Annotated in this window: 21 protein-coding genes; 13 read left to right on the top strand and 8 right to left on the bottom strand. The window is 73.0% G+C overall.

The features are described from left to right. Nucleotides 1–10: 10 nt before the first annotated feature. The 4 genes from hflX (at nucleotide 11) to ACFP6A_RS09745 (ending at nucleotide 5,118) form a co-directional block, all read left to right on the top strand. Nucleotides 11–1,489: a GTPase HflX gene (gene hflX, locus ACFP6A_RS09730; RefSeq protein WP_379603316.1), complete on the top strand. Its 1,479-nt coding sequence runs from the start codon at nucleotides 11–13 to the stop codon at nucleotides 1,487–1,489. A 74-nt stretch (nucleotides 1,490–1,563) separates the two neighbouring features. Continuing rightward, on the top strand, nucleotides 1,564–3,621 hold the full coding sequence (locus ACFP6A_RS09735; RefSeq protein ID WP_379603317.1) for an ATP-dependent DNA helicase: 2,058 nt from the start codon (nucleotides 1,564–1,566) through the stop codon (nucleotides 3,619–3,621). Between the two features lie 49 nt (nucleotides 3,622–3,670). Further along, complete coding sequence (locus tag ACFP6A_RS09740; RefSeq protein WP_379603318.1) at nucleotides 3,671–4,750, top strand: aminotransferase class V-fold PLP-dependent enzyme; 1,080 nt, start codon at nucleotides 3,671–3,673, stop codon at nucleotides 4,748–4,750. Continuing rightward, nucleotides 4,747–5,118, top strand: a complete 372-nt coding sequence (locus ACFP6A_RS09745) for a TraR/DksA family transcriptional regulator (RefSeq protein ID WP_379603319.1) — start codon at nucleotides 4,747–4,749, stop codon at nucleotides 5,116–5,118. Before ACFP6A_RS09740 ends, ACFP6A_RS09745 begins: the two co-directional genes overlap by 4 nt. 20 nt (nucleotides 5,119–5,138) lie before the next feature. Here ACFP6A_RS09745 and lexA read toward each other — a convergent pair whose 3' ends face one another. After that, on the bottom strand, nucleotides 5,139–5,879 hold the full coding sequence (lexA, locus tag ACFP6A_RS09750; RefSeq protein WP_379603320.1) for a transcriptional repressor LexA: 741 nt from the start codon (nucleotides 5,877–5,879) through the stop codon (nucleotides 5,139–5,141). 390 nt (nucleotides 5,880–6,269) lie between these two features. On the opposite strand from lexA, the gene ACFP6A_RS09755 reads away from it, so the two are divergent. Further along, nucleotides 6,270–6,689 (top strand): LysM peptidoglycan-binding domain-containing protein, encoded by a 420-nt coding sequence (locus tag ACFP6A_RS09755; protein ID WP_379603321.1) that lies wholly within the window; start codon nucleotides 6,270–6,272, stop codon nucleotides 6,687–6,689. Nucleotides 6,690–7,520: 831 nt separating this feature from the next. On the opposite strand, the gene ACFP6A_RS09760 is transcribed toward ACFP6A_RS09755, so the two are convergent. Next, entirely contained in the window at nucleotides 7,521–8,798 is a 1,278-nt protein-coding gene (locus tag ACFP6A_RS09760) for a D-alanyl-D-alanine carboxypeptidase family protein (protein WP_379603322.1), read from the bottom strand. Nucleotides 8,799–8,937: 139 nt separating this feature from the next. Between ACFP6A_RS09760 and ACFP6A_RS09765 the strand changes: the two genes are divergently transcribed. From ACFP6A_RS09765 to ACFP6A_RS09780, 4 genes are read left to right on the top strand one after another with little or no spacing between them, the layout of a single operon-like run. Beyond that, nucleotides 8,938–9,228 (top strand): hypothetical protein, encoded by a 291-nt coding sequence (locus ACFP6A_RS09765; protein WP_379603323.1) that lies wholly within the window; start codon nucleotides 8,938–8,940, stop codon nucleotides 9,226–9,228. Between the two features lie 29 nt (nucleotides 9,229–9,257). Beyond that, the gene (locus ACFP6A_RS09770; RefSeq protein ID WP_379603324.1) at nucleotides 9,258–10,532 is read left to right on the top strand and encodes an RNase A-like domain-containing protein; all 1,275 of its coding nucleotides are present in this window, start codon (nucleotides 9,258–9,260) and stop codon (nucleotides 10,530–10,532) included. Between the two features lie 5 nt (nucleotides 10,533–10,537). After that, nucleotides 10,538–11,515 carry a hypothetical protein gene (locus tag ACFP6A_RS09775; protein WP_379603325.1) on the top strand — a complete coding sequence of 326 codons (978 nt, stop codon included), beginning with the start codon at nucleotides 10,538–10,540 and terminating at the stop codon, nucleotides 11,513–11,515. A gap of 20 nt (nucleotides 11,516–11,535) precedes the next feature. Beyond that, a complete protein-coding gene (locus tag ACFP6A_RS09780; RefSeq protein ID WP_379603326.1) occupies nucleotides 11,536–12,000 on the top strand; it encodes a nitroreductase family deazaflavin-dependent oxidoreductase in 465 nt (154 codons plus the stop codon). On the opposite strand, the gene ACFP6A_RS09785 is transcribed toward ACFP6A_RS09780, so the two are convergent. Further along, the gene (locus ACFP6A_RS09785; RefSeq protein ID WP_379603327.1) at nucleotides 11,943–12,581 is read right to left on the bottom strand and encodes a CGNR zinc finger domain-containing protein; all 639 of its coding nucleotides are present in this window, start codon (nucleotides 12,579–12,581) and stop codon (nucleotides 11,943–11,945) included. The genes ACFP6A_RS09780 and ACFP6A_RS09785 overlap by 58 nt on opposite strands. Before the next feature lie 76 nt (nucleotides 12,582–12,657). Between ACFP6A_RS09785 and ACFP6A_RS09790 the strand changes: the two genes are divergently transcribed. Next, on the top strand, nucleotides 12,658–13,713 hold the full coding sequence (locus ACFP6A_RS09790) for a DMT family transporter (protein ID WP_379603328.1): 1,056 nt from the start codon (nucleotides 12,658–12,660) through the stop codon (nucleotides 13,711–13,713). 158 nt (nucleotides 13,714–13,871) lie between these two features. Here the strand turns inward: ACFP6A_RS09790 and ACFP6A_RS09795 are convergent, their stop codons facing one another. The 5 genes from ACFP6A_RS09795 to ACFP6A_RS09815 all read right to left on the bottom strand — a co-directional run bounded on the left by ACFP6A_RS09795 (nucleotide 13,872) and on the right by ACFP6A_RS09815 (nucleotide 19,067). Further along, on the bottom strand, nucleotides 13,872–15,053 hold the full coding sequence (locus tag ACFP6A_RS09795; protein ID WP_379603329.1) for an ABC transporter permease: 1,182 nt from the start codon (nucleotides 15,051–15,053) through the stop codon (nucleotides 13,872–13,874). After that, a complete protein-coding gene (locus ACFP6A_RS09800; protein WP_379603330.1) occupies nucleotides 15,050–15,973 on the bottom strand; it encodes an ABC transporter ATP-binding protein in 924 nt (307 codons plus the stop codon). The genes ACFP6A_RS09795 and ACFP6A_RS09800 overlap by 4 nt, the downstream gene beginning before the upstream one ends. Before the next feature lie 10 nt (nucleotides 15,974–15,983). Then, entirely contained in the window at nucleotides 15,984–17,696 is a 1,713-nt protein-coding gene (locus tag ACFP6A_RS09805) for an ABC transporter permease (protein WP_379603331.1), read from the bottom strand. 4 nt (nucleotides 17,697–17,700) lie between these two features. Next, entirely contained in the window at nucleotides 17,701–18,642 is a 942-nt protein-coding gene (locus ACFP6A_RS09810) for an ABC transporter ATP-binding protein (protein WP_379603332.1), read from the bottom strand. Between the two features lie 203 nt (nucleotides 18,643–18,845). Continuing rightward, on the bottom strand, nucleotides 18,846–19,067 hold the full coding sequence (locus tag ACFP6A_RS09815) for a helix-turn-helix domain-containing protein (RefSeq protein WP_379603333.1): 222 nt from the start codon (nucleotides 19,065–19,067) through the stop codon (nucleotides 18,846–18,848). A gap of 345 nt (nucleotides 19,068–19,412) precedes the next feature. Between ACFP6A_RS09815 and nrdR the strand changes: the two genes are divergently transcribed. The 3 genes from nrdR (at nucleotide 19,413) to ACFP6A_RS09830 (ending at nucleotide 25,375) form a co-directional block, all read left to right on the top strand. Beyond that, nucleotides 19,413–19,940 carry a transcriptional regulator NrdR gene (gene nrdR / locus ACFP6A_RS09820; protein ID WP_379603334.1) on the top strand — a complete coding sequence of 176 codons (528 nt, stop codon included), beginning with the start codon at nucleotides 19,413–19,415 and terminating at the stop codon, nucleotides 19,938–19,940. Nucleotides 19,941–20,084: 144 nt separating this feature from the next. Then, nucleotides 20,085–24,032, top strand: a complete 3,948-nt coding sequence (locus ACFP6A_RS09825; RefSeq protein WP_379603335.1) for a vitamin B12-dependent ribonucleotide reductase — start codon at nucleotides 20,085–20,087, stop codon at nucleotides 24,030–24,032. A gap of 242 nt (nucleotides 24,033–24,274) precedes the next feature. Then, a complete protein-coding gene (locus tag ACFP6A_RS09830) occupies nucleotides 24,275–25,375 on the top strand; it encodes an exonuclease SbcCD subunit D (protein WP_379603336.1) in 1,101 nt (366 codons plus the stop codon).

Here is a 25,375-nt window from a genome sequence, read left to right on the forward strand (position 1 = left end):
CAGGAGGCACATGACCCACCCCGAGCGGCCCAACGGGTCCACCGTCGACCGCATCCTTGACCGGCACGCCGGCGTCCCCGACCCCGTCGACCCGATCGACCCGATCGAGGGAGCGGACGGCGAACAGCTCGACCTCGCCGAGCGCCAGGCCCTGCGTCGCGTCGCCGGACTGTCCACCGAGCTCACCGACGTCACCGAGGTCGAGTACCGCCAGCTGCGGCTCGAACGCGTCGTCCTCGCCGGCCTGTGGACCAGCGGCACGAGCGTCCAGGACGCCGAGAACTCCCTGGCCGAGCTCGCCGCGCTCGCCGAGACCGCCGGCTCCGAGGTGCTCGAGGGGGTCATCCAGCGTCGGCCGTCCCCGGACCCGGCGACGTTCCTCGGCTCCGGCAAGGCCGAGGAGCTCAGGGGCATCGTCGCGGCGACGGGCGCCGACACCGTGATCTGCGACGGCGAGCTGTCGCCGTCCCAGCGCCGGGGCCTGGAGGACATCGTCAAGGTCAAGGTCATCGACCGGACGGCGCTGATCCTCGACATCTTCGCCCAGCACGCCAAGTCCCGGGAGGGCAAGGCCCAGGTCGAGCTGGCTCAGCTGGAGTACCTGCTGCCGCGTCTGCGTGGGTGGGGCGAGTCGATGTCCCGCCAGGCCGGTGGCCGGGTCGCCGCCGGTGCCGGCATCGGCTCCCGCGGTCCCGGCGAGACCAAGATCGAGCTGGACCGGCGCCGCATCCGCACCCGGATGGCCCGCCTGCGCCGCGAGATCAAGGACATGAAGCCCGCGCGGGAGACCAAGCGGTCCGGTCGGCGTCGCAACCACGTCCCCGGGGTCGCGATCGCCGGCTACACCAACGCCGGCAAGTCGAGCCTGCTCAACCGGCTCACCGGTGCCGGGGTGCTCGTCGAGGACGCCCTGTTCGCCACCCTCGACCCGACCGTCCGCCGGGCGCAGACGCCGGACGGCCGGCTCTACACCCTCGCCGACACCGTCGGCTTCGTCCGGCACCTGCCGCACCAGCTCGTCGAGGCGTTCCGCTCCACCCTCGAGGAGGTGGCGGACGCCGACCTGCTGCTGCACGTCGTCGACGTCTCCCACCCCGACCCCGAGGGCCAGATCGCGGCGGTCCGGGAGGTCCTCGGCGAGGTGGACGCGTCCGACGTCCGGGAGGTCGTCGTCCTCAACAAGGCCGACGCCGCCGACCCGGACGTCGTCGACCGGGTCCGCCGGCGCGAGCCCACGAGCGTCGTCGTGTCGGCCCGTACCGGGGAGGGGCTGGCGGTGCTGCGCGAGGTGATCGCCGAGGCCCTGCCCCGTCCCGACACCGAGGTCGAGCTGCTCGTCCCGTACGAGCGCGGTGACGTCGTCAGCCGGGTCCACTCCACCGGCGAGGTCATCGCCAGCGAGCACCGGGCCGAGGGCACCTGGCTGCGCGCCAGGGTCCGCCAGGACGTCGCGGCCGACCTGGGGGAGTTCCGCACCGCCGCCGTGTGAGGTCGCGCCAGGAAGCGGCTGGGCGGCTGTGCACGGCGCTCGGCGGTGTCACCGCGTCGGCCTACGCTGTCGCGGTGACCGACCTGCCGCCGCCCGGCGACCTGCTGCGGACCGCGGTCGCCGCCCTCGGCGGCGTCCCCCGCGAGGGCCAGCAGCGGATGGTCGACGCGGTGGCGCAGGCGATCGACTCCGGTCAGCACCTGCTCGTCCAGGCCGGGACCGGCACCGGCAAGTCGCTCGGCTACCTCGTGCCGCTCGTCCGGCACGCGGTGGCCACCGGCCGGCCGGTGGTCGTCTCGACGGCCACCCTGGCGCTGCAGGCCCAGATCGTCGACCGGGACCTGCCCCGCCTCGCCGACGCCCTGGCCGGTCCGCTCGGTCGCCGGCCCACCTACCAGCTCGTCAAGGGCCGCTCCCACTACGTCTGCCGGCACAAGCTCGTCGGCGGCTTCCCGGTGGACGACGACGCCGTCCTCTTCTCGGTCCCGGACGCCGGCGCCGGCACCGGTGCTGGCACCGGTGCTGGTGCGACGTCCCGGCTGGGGCGCGACGTCGTCCGGCTGCGGGAGTGGGCCGAGGGCACCGACAGCGGCGACCGTGACGAGCTCGTCCCCGGGGTGACCGAGCGCGCCTGGCGTCAGGTGTCCGTCACCGCCGCGGAGTGCCTCGGCGCGCAGCGGTGCCCGCAGGCCGCCGAGTGCTTCGTCGAACGGGCGCGCGAGCGCGCCCGGCACGTCGACGTCGTCGTCACCAACCACGCCTTCCTCGCCATCGACGCGATGGAGGGCGGCCAGCTGCTGCCCGAGCACGACGTGGTCGTCGTCGACGAGGGGCACGAGCTGGCCGACCGGGTCACCTCCGTCGTCTCCGGCCAGCTGACCGCCGGCATGGTGTCGGCCGCTGCCACCCGTGCCCGGCGGCACGGCGACGCCGACACCCAGCGCCTCGAGGTCGCCGGTGAGGACCTCGACGCCGTCCTCGACGGCGTCCCGGAGGGACGGTTCGCCAGCGGGCTGCCGGAGGCGCTGCTCGCCACCGTCGTCTCCCTGCGGGACGCCGCACGCGACGTGCTCTCCCAGCTCAAGGACGGCGACCGGCCCGCCGGCGGGGACGACCAGACGGGGGACGGCGGCCGCCAGGTCGCCCGGTCCGCCGTCCTGGAGGTCTTCGACGTCGCCGAACGGCTCGCCGCCCTCACCGAGGACGACGTCGCCTGGCTGTCGGTGCGCGACGACGGCTTCTCCCTGGTGCGCCGGGCGCTGCACGTGGCGCCGCTGTCGGTCGCCGAGACGCTGCGGGAGCAGCTGTTCGACGAGCGCACCGTCGTCCTCACCTCGGCCACGCTGTCGCTCGGCGGCACCTTCGACGCCGCGGCCGGCTCGGTCGGCCTGCTCGGGGACGACGCCCCCGACTGGCGCGGCCTGGACGTCGGCAGCCCGTTCGACTACCCCCGCCAGGGCATCCTCTACGTCGCCCGGCACCTGGCGCCGCCGACCCGGAGCGGCACCCCGGACGCCGCCATGGACGAGCTCGCCCAGCTCGTCGAGGCCGCCGGCGGGCGCACCCTCGGGCTGTTCTCCTCCCGGCGCGCCGCCGAGGCCGCTGCCGAGGCGCTGCGTGCCCGGCTCGACGTCCCGGTGCTGTGCCAGGGGGACGACACGACGGCCACCCTCGTCCGCCAGTTCGCCGCAGACCCGGCGACCTGCCTGTTCGGCACGTTGTCGCTGTGGCAGGGCGTCGACGTGCCGGGGCCGGCCAGCCAGCTCGTCGTCATCGACCGGATCCCGTTCCCGCGACCGGACGACCCGCTGTCCTCCGCCCGGCAGGAGGCCGTGTCACGCGCCGGGGGCAACGGCTTCATGGCCGTCGCCGCCACCCACGCCGCGCTGCGGCTGGCCCAGGGAGCCGGCCGGCTGATCCGCTCCGCCGAGGACCGCGGCGTGGTCGCGGTGCTCGACTCCCGGCTGGCCACCGCCCGCTACGGCACGTTCCTGGCCCGGTCGCTGCCGCCGCTGTGGCGCACGACCGACCGCGCCACCGTGCTGGACGCGCTGCGCCGCATCGACGCCGCCGCGGGGCAGCCGTGGCCGGTCGCCGAACCCGTCGCCCGGGCCCTGGCGGCCGGCGGCTGAGACACCCCCCGCTGGCGGCGTCAGCGGCGGGCACGGCACGCTGACCCGTGTGACGACTTCTGCTGAGCAGACGGTGCCGATGAGCGTCGCGGACGCCCGGGCGCAGTTCGAGCCCGTGCCCGGCTACCTCAACGCGGCCTCGATGGGCCTGCCGACGACAGGCGTGCTCGCCGCGCTCCAGGACGCGCTCGACGAGTGGCGCCGGGGCCGGGCCACCCCCGGCCGCTACGACGTCGCGGTCGCGGAGTCCCGCCGGCTGTACGCCGGGCTGGTCGGCGTCGACCCCGCCAGGGTCGCGGTCGGCTCACAGGTGTCCGTGCTCGCCGGCCTGGTTGCGAGCTCACTGCCCGACGGCGCCGAGGTGCTCTGCGTCGACGGCGACTTCACCTCGGTGATCTTCCCGTTCCTGGTCCACGCCGACCGCGGAGTGACCGTCCGGCACGTCCCGCTGGAGCGCCTGGCCGAGGAGGTGCGTCCCAGCACCGACCTCGTCGCCTTCTCGCTGGCGATGTCGGCGTGCGGCACCGTGGTCGACGGGGACGCCGTGGCCGAGGCGGCCGACGAGGCCGGCGCGGCCACCCTGTGCGACCTCACCCAGGCGGTGGGGTGGATGCCCGTGGACGCCTCACGCTTCGACGTCACCATCTGCTCGGCGTACAAGTGGCTGTGCAGCCCACGCGGGTCGGCGTTCGCGACGATCAGCGAGCGTGCGGCAGGGTGGCTGCGACCCACCTCGGCCGGGTGGTACGCCGGTGACGACGTGTGGGACTCCATCTACGGACCGCGGATGCGGCTGGCCCAGGACGCCCGGCGCTTCGACGTGTCCCCGGCGTGGCTGTCCTGGGTCGGCACGGTGCCCGCGCTGCGGCTGTTCGCCGCGCTGGACCCGGCCGAGGTGCGCGCTTACGACGCTGCGCTCGCCGACCGGCTCCGAGAGGGGCTGGGTCTCGCCCCGGCCGGGCGCGCGGTCGTGTCCCTGCCGGACCCGGACGGCGACCGGCAGGCCAGGTTGGAACGGGCCGGGGCGGTCGTCGCGGCCCGGGCGGGCAGTGTGCGGATCGCCTTCCACCTGTGGAACGACGAGGACGACGTACGGCTGGTGCTCGACGCCCTCGCCACCCCCGCGTGAGCGGGGAGGCCGACCCGCGCCGGCGGCTGGACGCGGACCCGCGCCGGCGGCTGGACGCTGAACGCGTCGCGACACGCGACCGGGTCAACTCCCTGGACGCGGAGCTCCGCCGACTCGAGGAGTCCGCTGCCGAGGTGGCGACCGACGACGAGCACGACCCGGACGGCTCCGGCGGGCTCGCGGTCGGTCGAGCCCAGCTGCAGGCGCTGCGCGAGCAGGCACGCCAGCAGCTCGCCGAGATCGAGGCGGCCGTGCAACGGCTGGACGCCGGCCGCTACGGGGTGTGTGAGCGGTGCGGACGACCGGTGGCCGCGGAGCGGTTGGCGGCCCGGCCCACCGCGCGGGTGTGCATCGACTGTGCCGGTTAGACGCTGCGCAGCACCGCCGGTTAGACGCTGCGCAGCACCGCGACGACCCGGCCGAGCACGGTGGCCTCGTCGCCGGGGATCGGCTCGTAGGCCGGGTTGTGCGGCAGCAGCCAGACGTGACCGTCGCGTCGCTTGAACGTCTTCACCGTCGCCTCGCCGTCGATCATCGCGGCGACGATCTCACCGTTCTCGGCGACCGGCTGCTGCCGGACGACGACCCAGTCGCCGTCGCAGATGGCGGCGTCGATCATCGAGTCACCGGACACCTTGAGCAGGAAGAGCTGCCCGTCACCCACGAGCTGACGGGGCAAAGGGAAGACGTCCTCGACCGCCTGCTCGGCGAGGATCGGCCCGCCGGCGGCGATCCGGCCGACCACCGGGACGTACGACGCCGCCGGCCGCGCGTCCCCGACACCTGTCTCGTCGACGTCCGGGGGCAGTTCGGACTCGGCGGTGGCGCGAGCGCCCCGTCCCGGCGTGACCACCTCGATGGCCCGCGGCCGGTTCGGGTCCCGTCGCAGGTAGCCCTTGCGCTCCAGGGCGGCGAGCTGGTGCGCGACGCTGCTCGGGCTCGTCAGCCCCACCGCCTGACCGATCTCCCGCATGCTCGGCGGGTAGCCGCGGGTCTCCACGGCGTGGCGGATGCTCTCCAGGATCGTGCGCTGCCGGGCCGTGAGGCCGTCCCCGCCGGCGGGCTGGTCCGGCAGCTCGTGCACCGTCGCGCCGTCCGTCGTGCCGGGATGGTCCTTCGCTGTGGCCACGTCCGCTCCGTCCCTGTTGTGCTGCTGGCTCTGTCGTGCTGCTGGCTCTGTCGTGCTGCTGGCTCTGTTCGACCGGTTCTGCCGTCCTGCCGCTGCGCTGGCCGGCCGCCGGTGATCGACACGCTAGACCGGGGCACCGACGGTTTCAAACACCTGTTCGAGCGTGTCGTCGCGATGTCAGTGCTGCTCGGCGGTGTGCTGGCGAGACCGCTGGGTAGAGGCGTTGTCGGTGCCCGGTGCTGGAGTGACGTCCAGGTGGGAAGCGAGCGGCCGGCCGATGGCTGCGCCGGGAGCGGTGGACACAGTCGCTCCCGAGTGCTAGACATCGGACAGGCGTTCGATCGAACACACGTTCGGGCCCTACGTCACGGAACGCCCTGGAGGTACCTGATGAGCGCAGTCACGATCGACCACCGCCTGGTCCCGGTTCGCCGTGCGCGGTCGCACCGGCCCGCCGACGTCGTTCCCCTGCCGGTGCGGCAGGCGCCGGCTGCCGTAGCCGGTGGACCGGCCGTGCCGCTGCGGATCACCCGGCGCGGGCGACTCACCCTGATGCTGGTCCTGTCGGCGGTCCTCGCCGTCGCCGGGCTGGGTGCCGCAGGGCAGGCTCTCGCCGGTCCGGACGCCGCCCCGCCGCCGATGGACACGGTCGTGGTCCTGCCGGGCGACACGCTGTGGGGCATCGCCTCCGGCGTCGCCGCGCCAGGAGAGGACGTCCGCGACGTGATCGTCGAGATCAGGACTCTCAACGGCCTGAGCACCTCGGCGGTGAACGTCGGCCAGGAGCTCCTCGTCCCAGCCACCCCCTAATCCCTCCGTGCTCAGGTCGGCACCACTCTCTTCGTGATCATGCAATCCCGCCACCCCGGACGCCGCCCCCTCGGTGATCATGCAATCCCGCCACCCCGGACGCCGCCCTCCTCGGTGATCATGCAATCCCGCCACCCTGGTCACACCCCCGGACGCTGCCCCTTCGGCGATCATGCAATCCCGCCACCTCTTCACGCATCGCCCGCGCAGAGTGGCGTTACGCGGGGAAGTTCTGACTGATTCAGAACTCTGTGGCAGACTGTGGAAAGAGTGCCTGTTTGGTTCTGGCGTCGGCCTTTCAAGCGGCATGACGCCTGTGATTCGGCCCTCCTTGTGGTGACCATGCACTGCGCCATCTGGAAGAGGCGGGCACGGCGATCCCGGGCCCGTCCTGCGACGAGCCTCCAGAGCGAACCGGGCCGTCCTGGCCCTCTCCGCGGAGTTCGGCCTACATGCAACGTCGCGAGGTGGGATACGGTCTAGCCGCTGCTGGCTGCCTTCTGCAAGGTGGCGGGATTGCATGATCACGAAAGGGGAGATGTCGCGGCGTCGGGCGATTGAATGCATTGCTACGGGTGCTGCGGGCGGTTACAAAATGCTGGATTCACCATGGTTTTTGCGGTGTGTTGCGCCAGCAACCCAGCACTTTGTGAGTGGACGTGGGCCGTACGGGGTGGCGGGATTGCATGATCACCGAGGGGGCGGCGTCGGGGGTGGCGGGATTGCATGATCACCGAGGGGGCGGCGTGCGGGGGTGGCGGGATTGCATGATCATCGAGGGGGCGGCGTTCGGGGTGGCGGGATTGCATGATCACCGAGGGGGTGAAGGGGTCAGGCGCCGAGCTCCCAGTGCCAGGGCTCGGGCTTGCTGCCGTCCTGCTGTGCCCACCCGGGGTTGAACCAGCCGAAGCGCGGGGCGTTGAGCTGCATCCACCGGTGCTCGGGCGTGCCGAACCGGTCGATGCCGCCGCACAGGTCGACGGCCGTGCCCCAGCCGTGGTTGCTGGTGCCTGGCCGAGCCGCCAGGGCCGGCTTCTGCTCGCGCAGCCGGACCTGTGACTGCAGTGTGCGGTAGGAGTCCGTGACGCAGATCGGCTCGGCGAACGTCGAGGCGTACGCCTCCGCCAGTCGGTCGAAGGCGTAGGCGGCGTCCGCGCGCAGCAGGTGCCCCGGGGCGCCCCACAGCGGGCACAGCGCCGAGCGCGGGATCTGCCCGTTGGGGAACCGCTCGACGCCCTGGCTCGTGCAGGCACCGGTCCGCCCGGTCACGGCGTTGCCGCCGCCGCCGAGGGTCCCGACGTCCAGGCCGTCGAGGTTGGACGGCGGGGCTGACCTGGTCGTCCCGGCGAGCACCTGACGACGGGCCTCGGCAAGCCGCTCGGCCTCGGCGTCCGCCGTCGCCACGGCCGTCTCGCTGGACAGCAGCAGCCCCCGCAGCCGGCTCAGCTCCGCTTCGTGGGCGGCGACCAGCCGGTCGGCGTCCTCCTTGGCGTCGGTGGCCGCCTGGGTCGTCTCCCGGACCCGCAGCGCCGTCCGCTCGGCGGCGGCCGCGGCGTCCTCCTGCTCGTCCACCGCGGCCCCGGCCACGACGACGGTGTCCTGCTGGGCCCGTCCGACGACCTGCAGCATGGCGACCCGACGCGACAGGTCTTCGGGGTTCCGGGCCTCGAGCAGGGTCATCACGCCCTCGTAGGCGGCCAGCCCGGAGCCCTCGCGGTACGTGCGGGCGGCCCACCGACCCAGGTCGTCCCGGCTCGCGTTGTACCGGGTCCGCGCCGCGGTGAGCTCCTCGGAGCGTTCCCAGTGCTCTGCCTCCGCCTCCTGCTGCTCGCGCATCGCCGCCGCGTACACCTCGAGCGCCGCGTTTGCCGCCCGGGCGGCTTCGTCGAGGCGGCGCTGCGCCTCGGTGACGTCTCGCGCGCGCTGGTCGGCGACGGACCGCAGCCGGTGTGCCACGTCGCGCTGCGCCTCGACCTGCTCCTGCGACGGCGCCGACGGCTGCGCGACCGCGACCGCGGCTCCTACAGCCGGGACGGCGAGCGGCGCGACCCCGAGCCCGGCAGCGGCCAGGGCTGCTGCGGCGGCACGGCGCAGGCGGGACAGGGGCACGATCACCCATCGGCGTGACCCAGGGACGGGTTGAGCCCGCGGCCGGCACAGGTTCACTGCACCAGTACGCCGCAGCCGCACCCGGCAGCCTGTGGACGACGAGCCCGCGGTGACCCCGGTCCTGCCTACCGTTCCCCCCGTGGGCACCACCTCCGTCCGGTTCGGCGTCGACCCCGGTGAGCTGCACCGGGCCGCTGCGGCCGCCCGCGAGATCGGGCAGCGGCTGCGCGCCGCCCACGACCTCGCGCTCGCCGCCGGCGACCCGCACCCGTGGGCGCAGGACCCGGCTCTGGCCGCGACCGCCCGCCGTGCCGTCGCCGACCTCACCGCCGCGGCCCGGCTCGGCGTCGACCCGGCGTCCGCGCTCGAGGACGCACTGCGCCGGGCCGCGGAGTCCTACGCGGCCAGCGACACCTGGTGGCCGCGGTGACCCCCGCTCCGGTCCGGGCAGCGCCGGCCGTGACCCCGCCGGTTCAGGTCCCCGCGGTCGATCCCGCCGCCGCCGGGCGGGACGCCGAACGGCTGGCCCGCGCCGCCGCCGCGGCCGCCGGCGCGGCCCAGGACGTCGGCAGAACCGTCCCGGTCCAGTGGTACGGCCGGGCCGCGGACGCCGAGCGCGTCGTCCGGGCCGACCTCGCCCGCCAGGCCGAGCAGGTGCAGCGGCTGGCCGGCGCTGTCGCGGCCGCGCTGGCGGACTACGCCGCGCGGGTCGCGCCCGCACTGGCCGCGATGCGCCGGGCCGGTGAGGACCTCGAGGCCGGCCTGCGGCTGCAGGCCGCCGACCCGGCGTCCCCGGCGGCCGCGGCCCGGATCGAGCGGGCGTGGGCCGACCACGCGGCGGCCGAGCGCCGGTACACCGCCGCCGTCCTGGACGCCACCGCCGCCCTGGCCGAGGTCGAGGCCGAGACGGCCGCCCTGGCCACCGGTCCGGCCGCGCAGCTGCGCGCCGGCGTCGAGCAGTTCTGGCAGGACGCCGTGGTGGACCCGGCCCGGCTCGCCTGGGCCCTCACCGCGGGGTTCGTCACCGACCGGGACGCGTGGCGTGACACGGTGGCCGGACTGCGCGACGGGCTGCTCGACACCGTGCGCCACCCGGTCCGCACGCTCGACGAGATGCTCGCCGGGCCGTACTGGCGGGCCGGGGAGTGGGGCGCCGGAGTCGGTGCCCTGTTGGCCGGTGCCCTGCCGTGGCGGTTCGGTACCCGGCTCACCCCCGAGGAGCGGGCCCGCTGGGCGCCGTACCTGGCCGATCCCGATGCCCCGCGCCCCCGGCTGCAGAGCCTCGAGGAGCTCTTCGCCGGCGTGGACCTCAGCGCCCACGAGCACCACGCGCTCGGTCACACCCTGCGTCGCCACCGGCTCGAGGCCGACCTGCTCGAGGACCGGCTGCGTTACGGCACCGTCTACGACGAGGGGTACCGCGGCCCGCCGCCGGCCTCCCGGCGGGCGTCGAGCTGGTCGGACGCCGCGACCGCAGAGCGCTGGGTCGGTGAGGCGCTGCGGCGGCACGAGGCCGAGGTCCGCGAGTGGGCCGCCGGCCGCGGCCGGCGCCCCCTCGTCGTCCAGGTGCCGGCCGACCCGGACGTTGGCACGGTGATGACACTCGTCGACGGCCGACACCAGCTGCTCGCGCCCTCGACGGTCCGCGTCGTCCTGGCCCGGGACGGCGACGACGTGTTCATCCTCACCGCCTACCCCGACACCCCCCTCACGACCGACCGGAGCCGACGATGACACCCATGCCGACCGTCCCCGACGTCCCGCTGACCGGTGCCCTCCTGCGTGGCGCCTTCCCGCCCGGCTACGAGCGTGACCGGCTCGACCCGGACCTCGCCCTGGGCTCCCGCGTGTGGCGGCTGACCCAGGACGGCGAGACCGAGCGGTGGGCCGCCGAGGTCGCCGAGCTGCGGGAGCTGACCGCTGCCGCCGACGACCCCGAGGCCGCGCTCGCCGCCGTCCTCGGACCGTGGCTCGGCGACCCCGACGGGCCACCGGACGGCGTGCCGTGGACCGAGCTGCTCGACCAGCTGGAGGCGCTCGTCGAGCTGGCCCGCACCGCCCCGGGCACGCTCACCGTCCTGACGCCGGACGACGAGGTCGCCCGGCCGCTGCGGACCAGCCGCTTCCACCCCGAGCCCGGCGTCCAGGACGTCGCGGCCCGCGCGGTCGCCGCCGCCCACGGCGAGGAGATCCAGCGCTGGGCGGCCGACAGCCGCGGCGCCTGGCGCTGGCACGGCTACGCCGACACCGGCCGCCCGGTCGGGGTGGTCACCGACCTGCGTACCGGGCGGGAGACCGAGGTGACCGGCGCCGCGCTCGTTCTCGAGCAGCGGTCCGGCGGCACGCCGAGGGCGGTGACCGTGTGGCCGGAGGTGCCGCTGGACGCCGAGCTGCGGGCCAGGTACCCCGACCTCGCCAGTGCGCTGGGGTCGTGGCTGGCGGCGGCGGGGGAGTCGGCGTGGACAGGGCAGCAGCTGCTGGTCCGGTCCACCGTCGGCCCGGCCCGGGCCGCCGTCCGCGAGCAGCTCGACCGGTTGCTCGCCGACCACCCGGACGACGCGGGGCTGGCCGCCGCGGTCGAGGCGATGGGCAGCCACGTGCGGACCGGAGCCGTGCGGCCGTGGCTGGAGATGATCCGCAACCGGATCGGCAGCCCTCTGCGCGACGAGCACGGCACGCCCATCGACGACTACGCCCTGGGCGGGTGGTCGCGCTGAGCGCCGCGTACGGTGCGGCCGTGCAGACACAGGACTCCGAGCTGAGCCAGTCCGAGCCCAGCCACTACGAGCCCAGCCCGAAGGAGCACGTCCGCCGCCAGGTCGAGGAGTACGAGTCCTCCGGCGGCACCCGCGGGACGACGATGCGCGGGCTACCGGTCGTCGTCCTGACCATGCGGGGGGCCCGGAGCGGCCGGCTGCGCAAGGTGCCGCTGATGCGGGTCGAGCACGACGGGGTCTACTGCGCGGTTGCGTCCGAGGGCGGCGCACCGCGGCACCCGCACTGGTACCACAACCTGCTCGCCCACCCCGACGTCCGGGTGCAGGACGGTCCGCGGGTGGTCGACTGCCGGGCCCGGCTCGTGCACGGCGAGGAGCGCGCGGTGTGGTGGCAGCGGGCGGTGGCGGCCTTCGGTGACTACGCCGACTACGCCGAGCGCACCGAGCGGGAGATCCCGCTGTTCGTGCTCGAGCCGGTGGGCTGAGGCCCGGCGGACTGAGGCCCGGTGGGCTGAGGGCCGGCTGCCCGGCGCGCCCGGTAGGCCGCGACGGCCACCCGGTTGCCGCAGCCGCCCTCGCAGTACCGGCGGGAGCGGTTGCGGGACAGGTCGACCAGCACGGCGCCGCAGTCCTCGGCCTCGCACACTCGCAGCCGGCTCAGCTCCCCGCTGCGGACGACGTCGACGAGCGCCATCGCGGCCTCCACCGCCATCCGGGTGGCCAGCGGCTGCTCCGGACTGGTCGCGTGCAGGTGCCAGTCCCAGCCGTCGTGCCGGACGAGCTGCGGCAGCGCCCGGGCACCGCTGAGCAGGGCGTTCACCTCCGCCACGACGACCTCGTCGTCCTCGGCGGTCCAGATCCGGCGCAGCACCGGGCGTAGGTCCCGGACGGCGGCCAGCTCGGCCTCGTCGTGAGTCCGGCTGCCGGTGTACTCCCACGCCTCGACGAACGCGTCGAGGTCCTCGACCGTGCGCAGGGTGTCGCCCTGCTCGGTGCCGTCGCCGAGGGTGTTGATCAAGGCCGCGGACGACGCCAGGGACGTCTCGGTGTCATGGGCGAAGACCATGTTGACTCCTGACGTTACGGGCTCGTAGTGTCATCACCGTTCCCGCAGTTTACCCCTGTCAGATGAGGTTGCCGTCGTGAGTGCCGTGCGCCCTGCCGTCCTGGACCGTCCCGCCACCCCCGCGCGGCGCCGTCCGGGCGTCGATGCAGCCGGCATCTGGCTGGCGCTCGTCTCGGCCGCGGCGTTCGGCAGCTCGGGCACGCTGGCGAAGTCCCTGCTCGAGACCGGCTGGTCGCCCGGCGCGGCGGTGACCGTCCGGATCGGGGGAGCGGCACTGCTGCTCGCCGTGCCGGCAGTCGTCGCCCTGCGGGGCCGCTGGGACGTGCTGCGCCGCAACGCCGCTCTCATCACCGTCTACGGCCTCGTCGCGATGGCCGCCGTCCAGCTGTTCTACTTCAACGCGGTGACGACCCTCAGCGTCGGCGTCGCCCTGCTGCTGGAGTACCTCGGCGTCGTCCTCGTCGTCCTGTGGCTGTGGCTGCGCCACGGCCAGCGGCCCCGGTCCTGGACGCTCGTCGGCGTCGTCCTGTCGGTGGCCGGTCTGCTGCTCGTGCTCGACCTCACCGGCGGCATGCGCGTCGACCTCGGCGGCGCCCTGTGGGGACTCGGTGCGGCGGTCGGCCTGGCGTTTTACTTCGTCCTGTCCGCCCGGGAGACCACCGGGCTGCCGCCGCTCGTCATGGCCGCGGGCGGCATGGTCGTCGCGACCGTCGCCCTGGTCGTGGCCGGGGCGGTGGGCGTGATGCCGATGACCTGGGCGGCGGACGACGTCCGGCTGGCGGGTGCGCTCGTCCCCTGGTGGGTGCCCGCGGGTCTGCTCGTCGTCGTCGCCGCGGCGCTCGCCTACGCCACCGGGATCGCCTCCACCCGGCGGCTGGGCTCCAAGCTGGCCAGCTTCGTCGGGCTCACCGAGGTGCTGTTCAGCGTGGTCTTCGCCTGGCTCGTGCTCGGGGAGCTGCCGATGCCGGTGCAGCTTGCGGGCGGGGTGCTCATCGTCGCCGGCGTCCTGGCCGTCCGGTACGACGAGCTGCGGGAGCGCCTGGACGTCCTCGCGGGGCTGGACGTCATCCCTGGCCCGGACGTCGTCCCCGACCCGGACGCCGTCCCCGACCCGGAGAGCTCCCCTTCGTGATCATGCAATCCCGCCACCCCACCGGCCACCGTCCGGCTCGCAGAATGCTGGGTTGTTGGCGCGACACGCCGCGAGAGCGGCGCTGAATCCAGCATTCTGGCAGCGGGCGCTCAGTGGGCAGGGTGGCGGGATTGCATGATCACCGAGGGGGGCGGGGGTCAGGTGGGGGTGGAGCCGCCGAGGACCTCGCGCCACCTCGCCCGCCGGCCGGTGATGAGCAGCGCCCGGCGGTACACCCGCGACGCCAGCGCCGCGAGCAGGACGGCGGTCGCCGCGGTGAGCACCATCGCGAGCACGAGCTGCCACACCGGGACGGTGCCCGCCGCCCACCGGATCGGCATCACGAGCGGCGCGGTGACCGGCACGATCGAGGCCGCCACGGCGACCGGTCCGTCGCTGTCCTGCGCGGCGAACACGACACCGAGCATGTAGCCGGCGATCAGGATGATGCTGATCGGGGCGATGGTGCCCCCGACGTCCTGGACCTTGTCCACCATCGCCCCGGACGCCGCGAACACGAACGCGAACATCACGAACCCCAGGACGAACCACACGACGCCCAGGGCGAGGTCGCTCGAGGCGGCCTCGGGGAGACCGATCTCGTCGGTGACCCGGACGCCGATCGCGACCGGGGCGAGCAGGACGAGCAGCTGGGCGAGCGTGGTGAGTCCCACCGCGGCCACCGTGCCGACGAGGATCTGGCTGGAGCGCAGCACCGGCAGCAGCACCTCGGAGATCCGGCTCGCCTTCTCGGTCGCCACCGACGTCGCGATCGCGCTGCCGGCGAACGTCACTGCCAGGTACAGGACGATCCCGACCAGGAACCCGGCGCCCGCGCGGTCGGCGTCCTCGGCGCCCCCGACCCGCACCAGCTCCGGCGGCGTCACCTGCTGCAGCTCGGCGACCTGCTGCGGGGACAGCCCGGCCTCGGCGAGCCGATCGGCAGTCTCCAACGCGGTCACGGCCTGCGCCACGGTCGCGGGGAAGGTGGCCGTGAGGTCACTGCCGGCGTAGAGGGTGTCGCCGACCAGGGCGGCGTCGGCGTCGCCGTCCTCGACGGCCTGTCGCGCGGCGTCCTCGGAGTCCACCTCGACGTAGTCGACCTCGAGGCCGCTGCCGGCCGTGGTCGCGTCGAGCGACTCGACGAGACCCGCCGGGGCCGGCCCGACCGTCGCCAGGGCCCGGGTGCCGTCGTCCCCGCCGAGCACCTGCGGCAGCACAACCCCGGCGGTGCCGATGAGCAGCAGGATCAACGTGACCACCCTGAACGACCGCGACCGGACGGTCTCGGTCATCGCCCGTCCGGCGACGAGCCGGGTGCCGCGCCACCACTCGTTCACGCCGGCACCTCCTCGACGCTGGTCCGCCCGGCGGCGGTGAGGAACAGGTGGGACAGGGTGGGCAGGTCCAGCCCGAAGTCGACGACCTCGCCCTGGGCGCGGGCAGCGTCCAGGACGGTGAGCGCGTCGACGTCCGGGGTCAGGGAGAGCCGCAGCTCGTCGACTTCGTCGCTGACCACCCGGACGCCGGGAAAGCGGGCGACCCAGTCGCGGCCGGCCCCGCGCACGTGCAGCCGCAGCTGGCGCTCCCCGGAGGAAGCGCGCAGCCGGGCCACCGGTCCGGCCAGCACCGTGCGCCCGGCGTCGACCATGACGATGTCCTCGCAGAGGTCCTGGACCAGGTCGAGCTGGTGGGAGGAGAACAGCACGGTGCGCCCGGCTTCGGCGCGCCGGCGCAGCGTCGCGGACAGGTTCTCCACCGCGACGGGGTCGAGCCCGTTGAACGGCTCGTCGAGCACGATGACGTCGGGGTCGTGGACGAGCGCGGTGGCCAGCTGCAGCCGCTGCTGCATCCCGCCGGACAGCTTGTCGGTGCGCGAGTCCCACCGGTCGCCCAGCCCGAGCTCGGCGAGCAGCGCCCGGGCCCGGGTGGTGGCGTCGTCCTTGGCCAGCCGGTGCAGCCGGCCGAAGTAGATGACCTGCTCACCGGCGGGCATCGCCGGGTACAGGCCACGCTCCTGCGGCATGTACCCCCAGCGCTGCCGGTCCTGCGGCAGGACCGGCCGGCCGTCGTAGGTGACCTCGCCACGGTCGGGGGTCAGGACGCCGAGCAGCACCCGCAGCAGCGTCGTCTTGCCGGCGCCGTTGGGGCCGAGCAGGCCGGTGATCACTCCCGGGACGACGTCGAAGGACACTCCGGCCAGCGCCTGCCGTCCGCCGAACGCGTGCGCCACGTCGCGGACGCCGAGCCCCCTGGTCACGGGTGGCACGCTACCGGCCGTGGGGGCGCCGTCCGGGGTCGTGGTCCTCGCGTGCCTCCCACCGGAAGGTTCGCAGCGCGATGAGGGAGGCGCCGACCAGCCAGACGACGACGACGGCGAACGAGCCCCACGCCACGGCCGTCCCGGCCGGGTCCAGCGCACGGTCGAGCAGCCGGACGACGTGCTGCAGCGGCAGCACCGACCCGACCGTCGACATCCACTGCGGCGGGTTCACGACGAAGACGTCGGAGAAGAACGACGCCGGCAGCAGCACGCCGAGCCCCACCGCGCCGACGGCCTTCGCGTCCGGGAGGCCGCCGGCGAGGGCGAAGCCGCACGCGCCGAGGGTCACCGCACCCAGGACGACGAACGCGCCGGCGAGCAGTAGGCCGGGCCAGGTGGGGGTCAGGCCGAAGAACAGCACACCCACCCCGACAAGGAGGACGGCGGTGAGCAGTGCGATCCAGAGCGCCGACAGGATCCGCCCGGCGAGGTAGGCCGCGGCCGGTGTCGGCGTCCCACGCAGCCTCTTGAGCACACCGCGGTCCCGGGCGGTGGCCACGGCTTCCGGCAGGTTGACGAACGCGGTGACGGCCGTCCCGAAGGCGATCATGCCGGCCGCCAGGACGGCGACCAGATCCGGGTCGCCCCCGGCGGAGCGACTCATCCCCGCGTTGAGCACGAAGAGGCCGAGCGGCATCGCGACGGCGAAGAACAGCCAGCCGGGGTCCCGCATCGCTGCCCGGGTCGCCGCCGCCGTCTGCGCGACGACCAGGGACACCGGGCCCGGACGACCGGCCTCGGCCACGGCCAGACCCGCCGGACGCCGAGAGGCCCCGCTGCTGTTGTGCGTCGGCCCGGGTGCCGGGTGGGTGGTGGCCCGCCGTCCCCGGGACGACGTCCGGTCGGCCGCCGGCTCCCAGCGGAAGGTGCGCAGGGTGACTGCCGCCGCCCCGGCGCCCCAGACGACGAGGACGGCCAGGGCCCCGCCGTCCCACCCTGAGCCGGTGGAGAACGGGTCGAGCTGCCCCTGCAGGGCCCGCAGCAGCACCCCGACCGGCAGGACGTCAGCGACGTGCTGCATCCACGCCGGCATCTCCCCGACGGTGAACAACCCGGACAGGAAAGACATCGTCACCGCCAGCCCGATCGCGACGGCCTGAGCGGTGTTGCCCGAGCGGGCCAGTGCCGCGACGGCGAGGCCGAGGGCTGCGAAGGCTGCGGTGGCGACCAGGACGGTGACTGCCATGGCCGGCACGGTCCGCCAAAACACCTGGACGTCGTAGACCAGGACGCCGACGAGGAGCATCAGCGTGTAGGCGGCGACCGCGACCAGCGCTGCGCTGACCACCTTGGCCCCGAGGTAGACGCCGGCGGGTAGCGGCGTCCCGCGCACCCGGCGGAGCACTCCGCGCTCGCGAGCGACGGCGACTGCCGTGGCCACGGTGGGAAAGGCCGCGAACAGCACGCCCATCGTTGCGGCGCTCGGGGTCACCACCTGCATGACGCGGATCCCGGAGGTGCCGTCAAGCACGTCGTTGCCGGCGAGGAACCCGAGGACGACGAGCCAGGTCAGCGGCAGCACGAGGGTGAAGATGACGACGAGCCGAGCCCGCCACAGGTCGGTGAGCGTGAACCGCAGCTGGTCCAGGCCGAGCCGGCCCAGAGACGGACGTCGTTCGGTGGACGGGCGTGCCGTTCGGCTGGACAGGCCTGTGCTCACGGACTCACCGGTGCCGCGGAGTCGAGGCGTCGGGACGGGCGTCGGTGCCCGCAGCCGCGACGAGCTCGAGGTAGACGTCCTCCAGGGACGGCCGGGTCACCTCGATCTGCGGCAGCTCCTCGCCGCGGCCGACCGCCCACCCGGTCAGCCTGTTCAGCGCCAGGGTCGGGGTCGTCGTCCTCAGCCGCCAGCCGGCACCTCGGGGCAGGAGGGCGCCGTCCAGCTCGGGCAGGTCGGCGGGCACCACGCCGGCCGGAAGCCGGAACGCCACGGTGGCAACGGCGTCGCCGGTAGCCCGGATCTCCTCCGGCGTGCCGCAGGCGACGAGCCGACCGGCGACGACGACGGCGACGCGGTCCGCGAGGTGCTCGGCCTCGTCCATGTAGTGCGTGGTGAGCAGGACCGTCTTGCCGAGGCCGCGCAGTGACCCGACGAGGTCCCAGGCGCGGCGCCGGGCCGAGGGGTCGAACCCGGTGGTCGGCTCGTCCAGGAACAGCACGTCCGGGTCGCCGACGAGTCCCAGGGCGAGGTCGAGGCGGCGCCGCTGCCCGCCCGAGAGCGTCTTGACCCGGGCGTCGCGCTTGTCGGCGAGCCCGACCAGTGCGACGACCTCGTCCACGTCGAGTCGGCGTGGGTACATGCCGCGGTAGAGCCGGACCAGCTCGGCGACGGTGAAGTCCTCCTCCAGACCGGCGTCCTGGAGCACGATCCCGATCCGTTCCCGGTAGGAGCGCCCGCCGGTGGCCGGATCGGTGCCCAGGACGTCGACGGTGCCGGAGGTGCGGTGGCGGTGCCCCTCGAGGATCTCCACCGTCGTCGTCTTGCCGGCCCCGTTGGGGCCGACCACGGCGAAGACCTCCCCGAAGCCAACGGTGAACGACAGGCCGTCCACGGCCCTGACGTCGCCGTAGCGCTTGTGCAGGTCCGAGACCGTGATGGCGTGCATGGCTGCCTCCCGCGGTCAGCCTGCGCCGCGTGCTGAAGGCCGGCCAGGGGCGAAAGGCCAGGGACGGGCAGCTGGTGCGACACCCGGGCGTCATCGCCACCGGGGGAGGAGTCGCGGCCGTGCGCGGGGGCGGGTGGCCCCTGGCGGCCCGGTTTCTCCTCCTCGGACGGCGATCACGCGCCGTCGTCGGGGGCCTGGGCCAGTTAGGAGGCCTTGCGCCGGGTGGCTCCACCGCGGCCGCGGAAGGTCACGCCGCTCTCGACGAGGAGGTTGCGGATGAACCCGAAGGAGCGCCCGGAGATCTCGTGGATGTCCCGGATGGACTTGCCGGACTCGTAGAGCCGCCGTGCCTCGGCGGCCATCGCCGCGCGCTCGTCGCCCCGGATGCGCTTGCCCTTGCGGTCCTCGGGCCAGGTGAATGCCATCAGCTGCCTCCTCGTGTGGTGGTGGCACCAGGACCGGTGCCCACCCTGCTGCTACTTGTGATCATGCTTGGGGCGCGGACCGGGCGCAACCGGGACCGATCGGGTTCGCCAGGACGGCGTCCGCCGCAGACAGCCGCAGGACGCGACACGCGGGCGTGGGCACCGACCTGCGGGTTTGCCGCGACACGCGAGAACTCGGCCCGCGGACCTTGCGCAACGACTGGGTCTCGGCCTAGCGTTCACCCCAACATCTAGTAGTTACACTGGTGGCATTCCTCCACAGGTTGTGGACAGGGACGACGAACTCGTCCACAGCCGGTGGACAGGCGGGAGAGGAGGACGACGGTGCACTGTCCGTTCTGCCGGCACACCGACTCGCGGGTCGTCGACTCGCGCACCTCCGACGACGGCACGACGATCCGCCGCCGGCGACAGTGCCCTGAGTGCGGTCGGCGGTTCACCACCGCCGAGACCGCGAGCCTCACCGTGATCAAGCGCTCGGGGGTCAGTGAGCCGTTCAGCCGCGACAAGGTCATCGCCGGGGTCCGCAAGGCCTGCCAGGGGCGGCCGGTGACCGACGACCAGCTGGCACTGCTCGCCCAGCAGGTCGAGGAGTCGATCCGGGCCTCGGGCAGTGCCGAGATCGACGCGCACGAGGTGGGGGTCGCCGTCCTGGGCCCCCTGCGCGACCTCGACGAGGTCGCCTACCTGCGGTTCGCCAGCGTCTACCAGGGCTTCGAGTCCCTCGAGGACTTCGAGGCCGCGATCACTCTGCTGCGCGCGGAGCGGGAGCCGACCGGCGCCGAGCCCGCGACCAGCTCCGAGCCCGCGACCAGCGCCGAGCCCGCGACCGCCGTCCGCCGCGGCACCTAGACCACCGCTGGCGGCGGCGGAGGGGAAGCCGACGCCGCCAGCGGTCACCACGCCACAGCAGCCGACCCCGCCACAGGGGCACCGAGCAGCACGACAACACCAGTACGTCGACACTGAGAGCACCAGGGGATTGGGGAGCACGCCATGACGGAGACCACGCCCGACACCACCGCGGGCCGCAAGCGGACGCCGAAGCCCGCCGGCGGCAAGGGCCTGACCATCGACCGGGTCTACACCACCCCCGGTGTGCACCCCTATGACGAGGTGACCTGGGAGCGGCGGGACGTCGTCCAGACGAACTGGAAGACGGGGGAGACGATCTTCGAGCAGCGAGGCGTGGAGTTCCCCGACTTCTGGAGCGTCAACGCCTCGACGATCGTCACGACGAAGTACTTCCGTGGTGCGGTGGGGACCGAGGAGCGCGAGCAGAGCCTCAAGCAGCTCATCGACCGGGTCGTGCTCACCTACGTCCGGGCCGGCAAGGAGCACGGCTACTTCGCCGGTGACACCGACGCCGAGATCTTCGAGCACGAACTGACCTGGATGCTGCTGCACCAGGTGTTCTCGTTCAACTCGCCGGTGTGGTTCAACGTCGGGACGTCGAGCCCGCAGCAGGTGAGCGCCTGCCAGCCGTACGACGCGCTCGTCAGCACGCCTGACGGCTTCGTGCCAATCGGTGAGCTGGTGGAGCGCAACGCTGTCGGGACGAAGGTCTACGACGCTCACGGGCTCACCAAGATCCTGGCGGTCAAGCACAATGGTGTGAAGGACGTGCTGCGCATTCACACCAAGGCCGGGTACCAGCTCGACGTCACTGCGGACCACTTGGTGTGGAAGAGTTCCGGTCAGGGCTCTGGCGGGTTCGTCCCTGCCGGAACCCTGCAGGCCGGGGATCAGTTGGAGTGGCACCGCAGGGAGGCGTTCGGAGACGCCGAAATCACCCGCCGCGATGTGGCAGAGGCCGCCTTGGCTGGGTGGCTGCAGTCGGATGGTTTCGTTGGGCGTTACGAGGGAACCAACCGCTCGTTGACCATTGAGGCTATGACGGTCACCGACGCAGAGAAGGCGTGGGTGACGGATGCGCTCGATGTCGTTTTCCCCAACGTCCACCGCCATGAGCGGCGCGTGGAGACCAAGGACGCCACGCTCGACTGTCGTCGTACGCGGCTGTACGGCGAGCCGCTCACGGACTTCGTCGAGCGGTGGGGCCTCCGGACGCGTGGGGTCGAGATGACCGTCCCGGCCCAGCTCTACAGCGCCCCGTTGCCGGTTGTCGCTGCCTATCTGCGGAGCGTCTTCCAGGCCGAAGGTTTTGTCTCAGCACGGTCGTCTTCCACCGTGGTTGAGGTCGACATGATCTCCGAAGGGATCATTCGCGGAATGCAGTCTCTGCTGTTGCGGTTCGGAATTTTCTCCCGCGTCGGCTTCAAGAGGGACGCCCGCACGGATCGTGTCGGCTGCTGGACGCTGCGCATCCAGAACGAGGGCGACCGGAGGACGTTCACCGACGAGATCGGTTTCGTCGATCCCATCAAGAGTGAGAAGCTTGAGCGAAGCTTCGACAAGCCTGGCCTTTCTTCCCAGGCGACGAAGAGGCTTGAGATCGCCCGCATCGAGCCGATCGGTGCCATGGACGTCTATGACATCCAGACCGAGTCCGGCGAGTACCTGAGCGGAAACCTTCGAGTCCACAACTGCTTCATCCTCTCCGTCGACGACTCGATGGACTCGATCCTCAACTGGTACCGCGAGGAGGGGATGATCTTCAAGGGCGGCTCCGGCGCCGGCCTCAACCTGTCACGGATCCGCTCGTCGAAGGAGCTGCTGCGCTCCAGCGGCGGGACGGCGTCCGGTCCGGTGTCGTTCATGCGGGGGGCTGACGCCTCCGCCGGGACGATCAAGTCCGGTGGGGCGACCCGCCGGGCCGCGAAGATGGTCGTCCTGGACGTCGACCACCCGGACATCGAGGAGTTCGTCGAGACCAAGGCGCGCGAGGAGGACAAGATCCGGGTCCTGCGCGACGCAGGCTTCGACATGGACCTCGGCGGCAAGGACATCACGAGCGTCCAGTACCAGAACGCGAACAACTCCGTGCGGGTCAGTGACGCGTTCATGCGGGCGGTCGAGGAGGGCGGCCGGTTCGGCCTGACCGCCCGCACCACCGGCGAGGTGATCGAGGAGATCGACGCCCGTGACCTGTGGAAGAAGATCGCCAAGGCGGCGTGGGAGTGCGCCGACCCGGGCGTCCAGTACGACGACACGATCAACGACTGGCACACCACGCCGGAGTCGGGCCGGATCAACGCCTCCAACCCGTGCTCCGAGTACATGCACCTGGACAACTCCAGCTGCAACCTCGCGAGCCTGAACCTGCTGAAGTTCCTCAAGGACGACGGCAGCTTCGACGCCGAGACGTTCGCCAAGGCGGTCGAGCTCGTCATCACGGCGATGGACATCTCGATCTGCTTCGCGGACTTCCCGACCGAGGCGATCGGCGACACCACGCGCAAGTTCCGCCAGCTTGGCATCGGGTACGCCAACCTTGGCGCCCTGCTCATGGCCTCCGGCCTGGCGTACGACTCGGACGGCGGTCGCGCGCTGGCTGCGGCGATCACGTCCCTGATGACGGGGACGGCGTACAAGAGGTCGGCGGAGCTGGCCGGCGTGGTCGGACCGTACGAGGGCTTTGCTCGCAACGCCGAGGCGCACGCCCGGGTGATGCGCAAGCACGCCGCGGCGAACGACGCGATCCGCACGATGCACGCAATCGACAAGGACGTGCAGCGGCTCGCGACGAAGATGTGGGAAGAGGGCAACTCCATTGGCGCCAAGAATGGTTGGAGAAATGCACAGGCCAGTGTTCTAGCTCCGACTGGCACCATTGGATTTATGATGGACTGTGATACCACGGGAATTGAGCCCGACTTTTCCCTGGTCAAGTTCAAGAAGCTTGTCGGCGGCGGGTCGATGCAGATCGTCAACCAGACGATCCCGCGGGCGCTGCGCAAGCTCGGTTACGCCGACGAGACGGTCGAGGCGATCGTCGAGTACATCGCCGAGCACGGGCATGTTGTGGACGCCCCTGGCCTCAAGCCGGAGCACTACGAGGTGTTCGACTGCGCGATCGGTGAGCGGGCTATCAAGCCGATGGGCCACGTGCGGATGATGGCTGCGGCGCAGCCGTTCCTGAGCGGCGCCATCTCGAAGACCGTGAACCTGCCGGAGTCGGCGACTGTCGAGGAAATCGAGGACATCTACTTCCAGGGGTGGAAGCTCGGTCTGAAGGCCATCGCGGTCTACCGTGACAACTGCAAGGTCGGTCAGCCGCTCGGCGACGGCAAGAAGAAGGAGGCCGCGGCCGACGAGCCCAAGGTGGAGAAGGTCGTCGAGTACCGGCCGACCCGCCGGCGGCTGCCGAAGTCTCGTCCGAGCCGGACGACGTCCTTCAGCGTCGGTGGGGCCGAGGGGTACATGACGGCCGGTTCCTACCCGGACGACGGGCTCGGCGAGGTGTTCCTCAAGCTCGGCAAGCAGGGCTCGACCCTGGCCGGCGTGATGGACGCCTTCTCGATCGCGATCTCCATCGCGCTGCAGTACGGCGTGCCGCTGGAGACCTACGTCGAGAAGTTCACCAACATGCGGTTCGAGCCGGCCGGTCTGACCGACGACCCGGACGTGCGGATGAGCCAGTCCGTCATGGACTACGTCTTCCGCCGCCTGGCCCTGGACTACCTGCCGTTCGAGACGCGGGCCGGGATGGGGATCTACACCGCCGCCGAGCGGGCCCGCCAGCTCGAGACCGGCACGTACGAACCGATCACGGAAGAGTCGGACGACGACTACGAGGGCCTCTCGCAGTCGGCGCCGGTCACGCAGGCCAAGCCGGTTCCCGTCGAGGCGACCGACTCCGGCGCCGGGGCAGCCACCGCCAAGTCCGCGCCGGTCGAGGTCCACTCGTCGGCCGAGCTGATGGAGGCGCTGCAGGGCAAGGCGTCGGACGCACCGATGTGCTTCACCTGCGGCACCAAGATGCGGCCGGCGGGCAGCTGCTACGTGTGCGAGGGGTGCGGGAGCACGAGCGGCTGCAGCTGACGCGGCATCGGTTGTGATGGCGGCCGCCGGTCACGATGACCGGCGGCCGCCGACGCACTGGAGTGCGAGCTGTGCCGTCAGCGACGTCAACCGCGGTCCCACGGCTCGACCACTTGCCCAGGCGCAGCCCCAGGTCCACGTCGTTGTCGGTGCCCCCTGGCAGTATCGAAGGACCAGCGGAGACGGCCCTGTCCCGCCCGGTCCGCAGCGCCGGGGGACAGGGCCAGGAACGGGGAAGTGCCATGAAGTTCTTGCTGTTCTCGGACCTGCACCTCGACACGCCGTTCAGCTGGGCCGGCCCGGACCTGGCCCGTCGGCGCCGGCACGCCCTGCGCGACACGCTGTGCCGCATCGTCGAGCTCGCCGAGGAGCTGGACGCCGACGCGATCGCCTGTGCCGGCGACCTGTACGAGCACGAGCGCTTCACACCCGACACCGCGAACTTCCTGCGCGACCAGTTCGCCCGCACCGAGTGCCCGGTCTACCTGGCCCCCGGCAACCACGACTGGTACGGCCCCGCGAGCCTGTACCGGCAGGTCGAGTGGACCCCGAACGTGCACGTGTTCACCGAGGACCGACTGCTCCCGGTGACGATGGACGACGGTCTCACCCTGTGGGGAGCGGCCCACCGCGCCCCGGCCAACACCGACGGCTTCCTGGCCGGCGACTGGCGCGTCGAGCGCAGCGGCGTCCACGTCGCGCTCTTCCACGGCTCGGAGGCCGCCGCCCTGGCGTTCCAGGAGGCCGGCAAGGCACCGCACGCCCCGTTCTCCGCAGAGCAGATCGAGCGGTCCGGCATCCACCACGCGATGCTCGGCCACTTCCACACCCCGCGGGACGCCGAGCGCCACACCTACCCGGGCAACCCGGACCCACTGTCGTTCGGCGAGACCGGCGAGCGGGCGGCCGTCCTGGTCACCGTCCACGACGACGGCACCGTCGAGCGTCAGCGGCACCCGGTGGCGTCGACGGCGGTGCACGACGTGACCGTCGACGTGACCGGCGCGACGTCGTCCAGCGAGGTCCGGGCACGGACCGAGGCGGTCGTCCGCGGGCTGACCGGCATCGTCCGCGTCACCGTGACCGGTGAGGTCGCCCCGGACGTCGAGGTGCACCTGGGCGACCTCGACGGGGTCGGCGCCCACCTGGACGCGCTGGTGCCCCGGCTCGGCCGGATCGCGGTGGGCTACGACGTCCAGGCGCTGGCCGCCGAGCACACGGTGCGCGGCCAGTTCGTCCGCGACGTGCTCGCCGCCGGCCTCGACGAGGACGAGCAGCGCCGGGTCATCGTCACCGGGCTGCGAGCCCTGGACGGGCGAGCCAGCGAGCTGGAGGTGCACTGA

Origin of the sequence: Quadrisphaera sp. GCM10027208, assembly GCF_042658805.1 — a bacterium.
In the GTDB taxonomy this organism is placed as follows: domain Bacteria; phylum Actinomycetota; class Actinomycetes; order Actinomycetales; family SCSIO-59966; genus SCSIO-59966.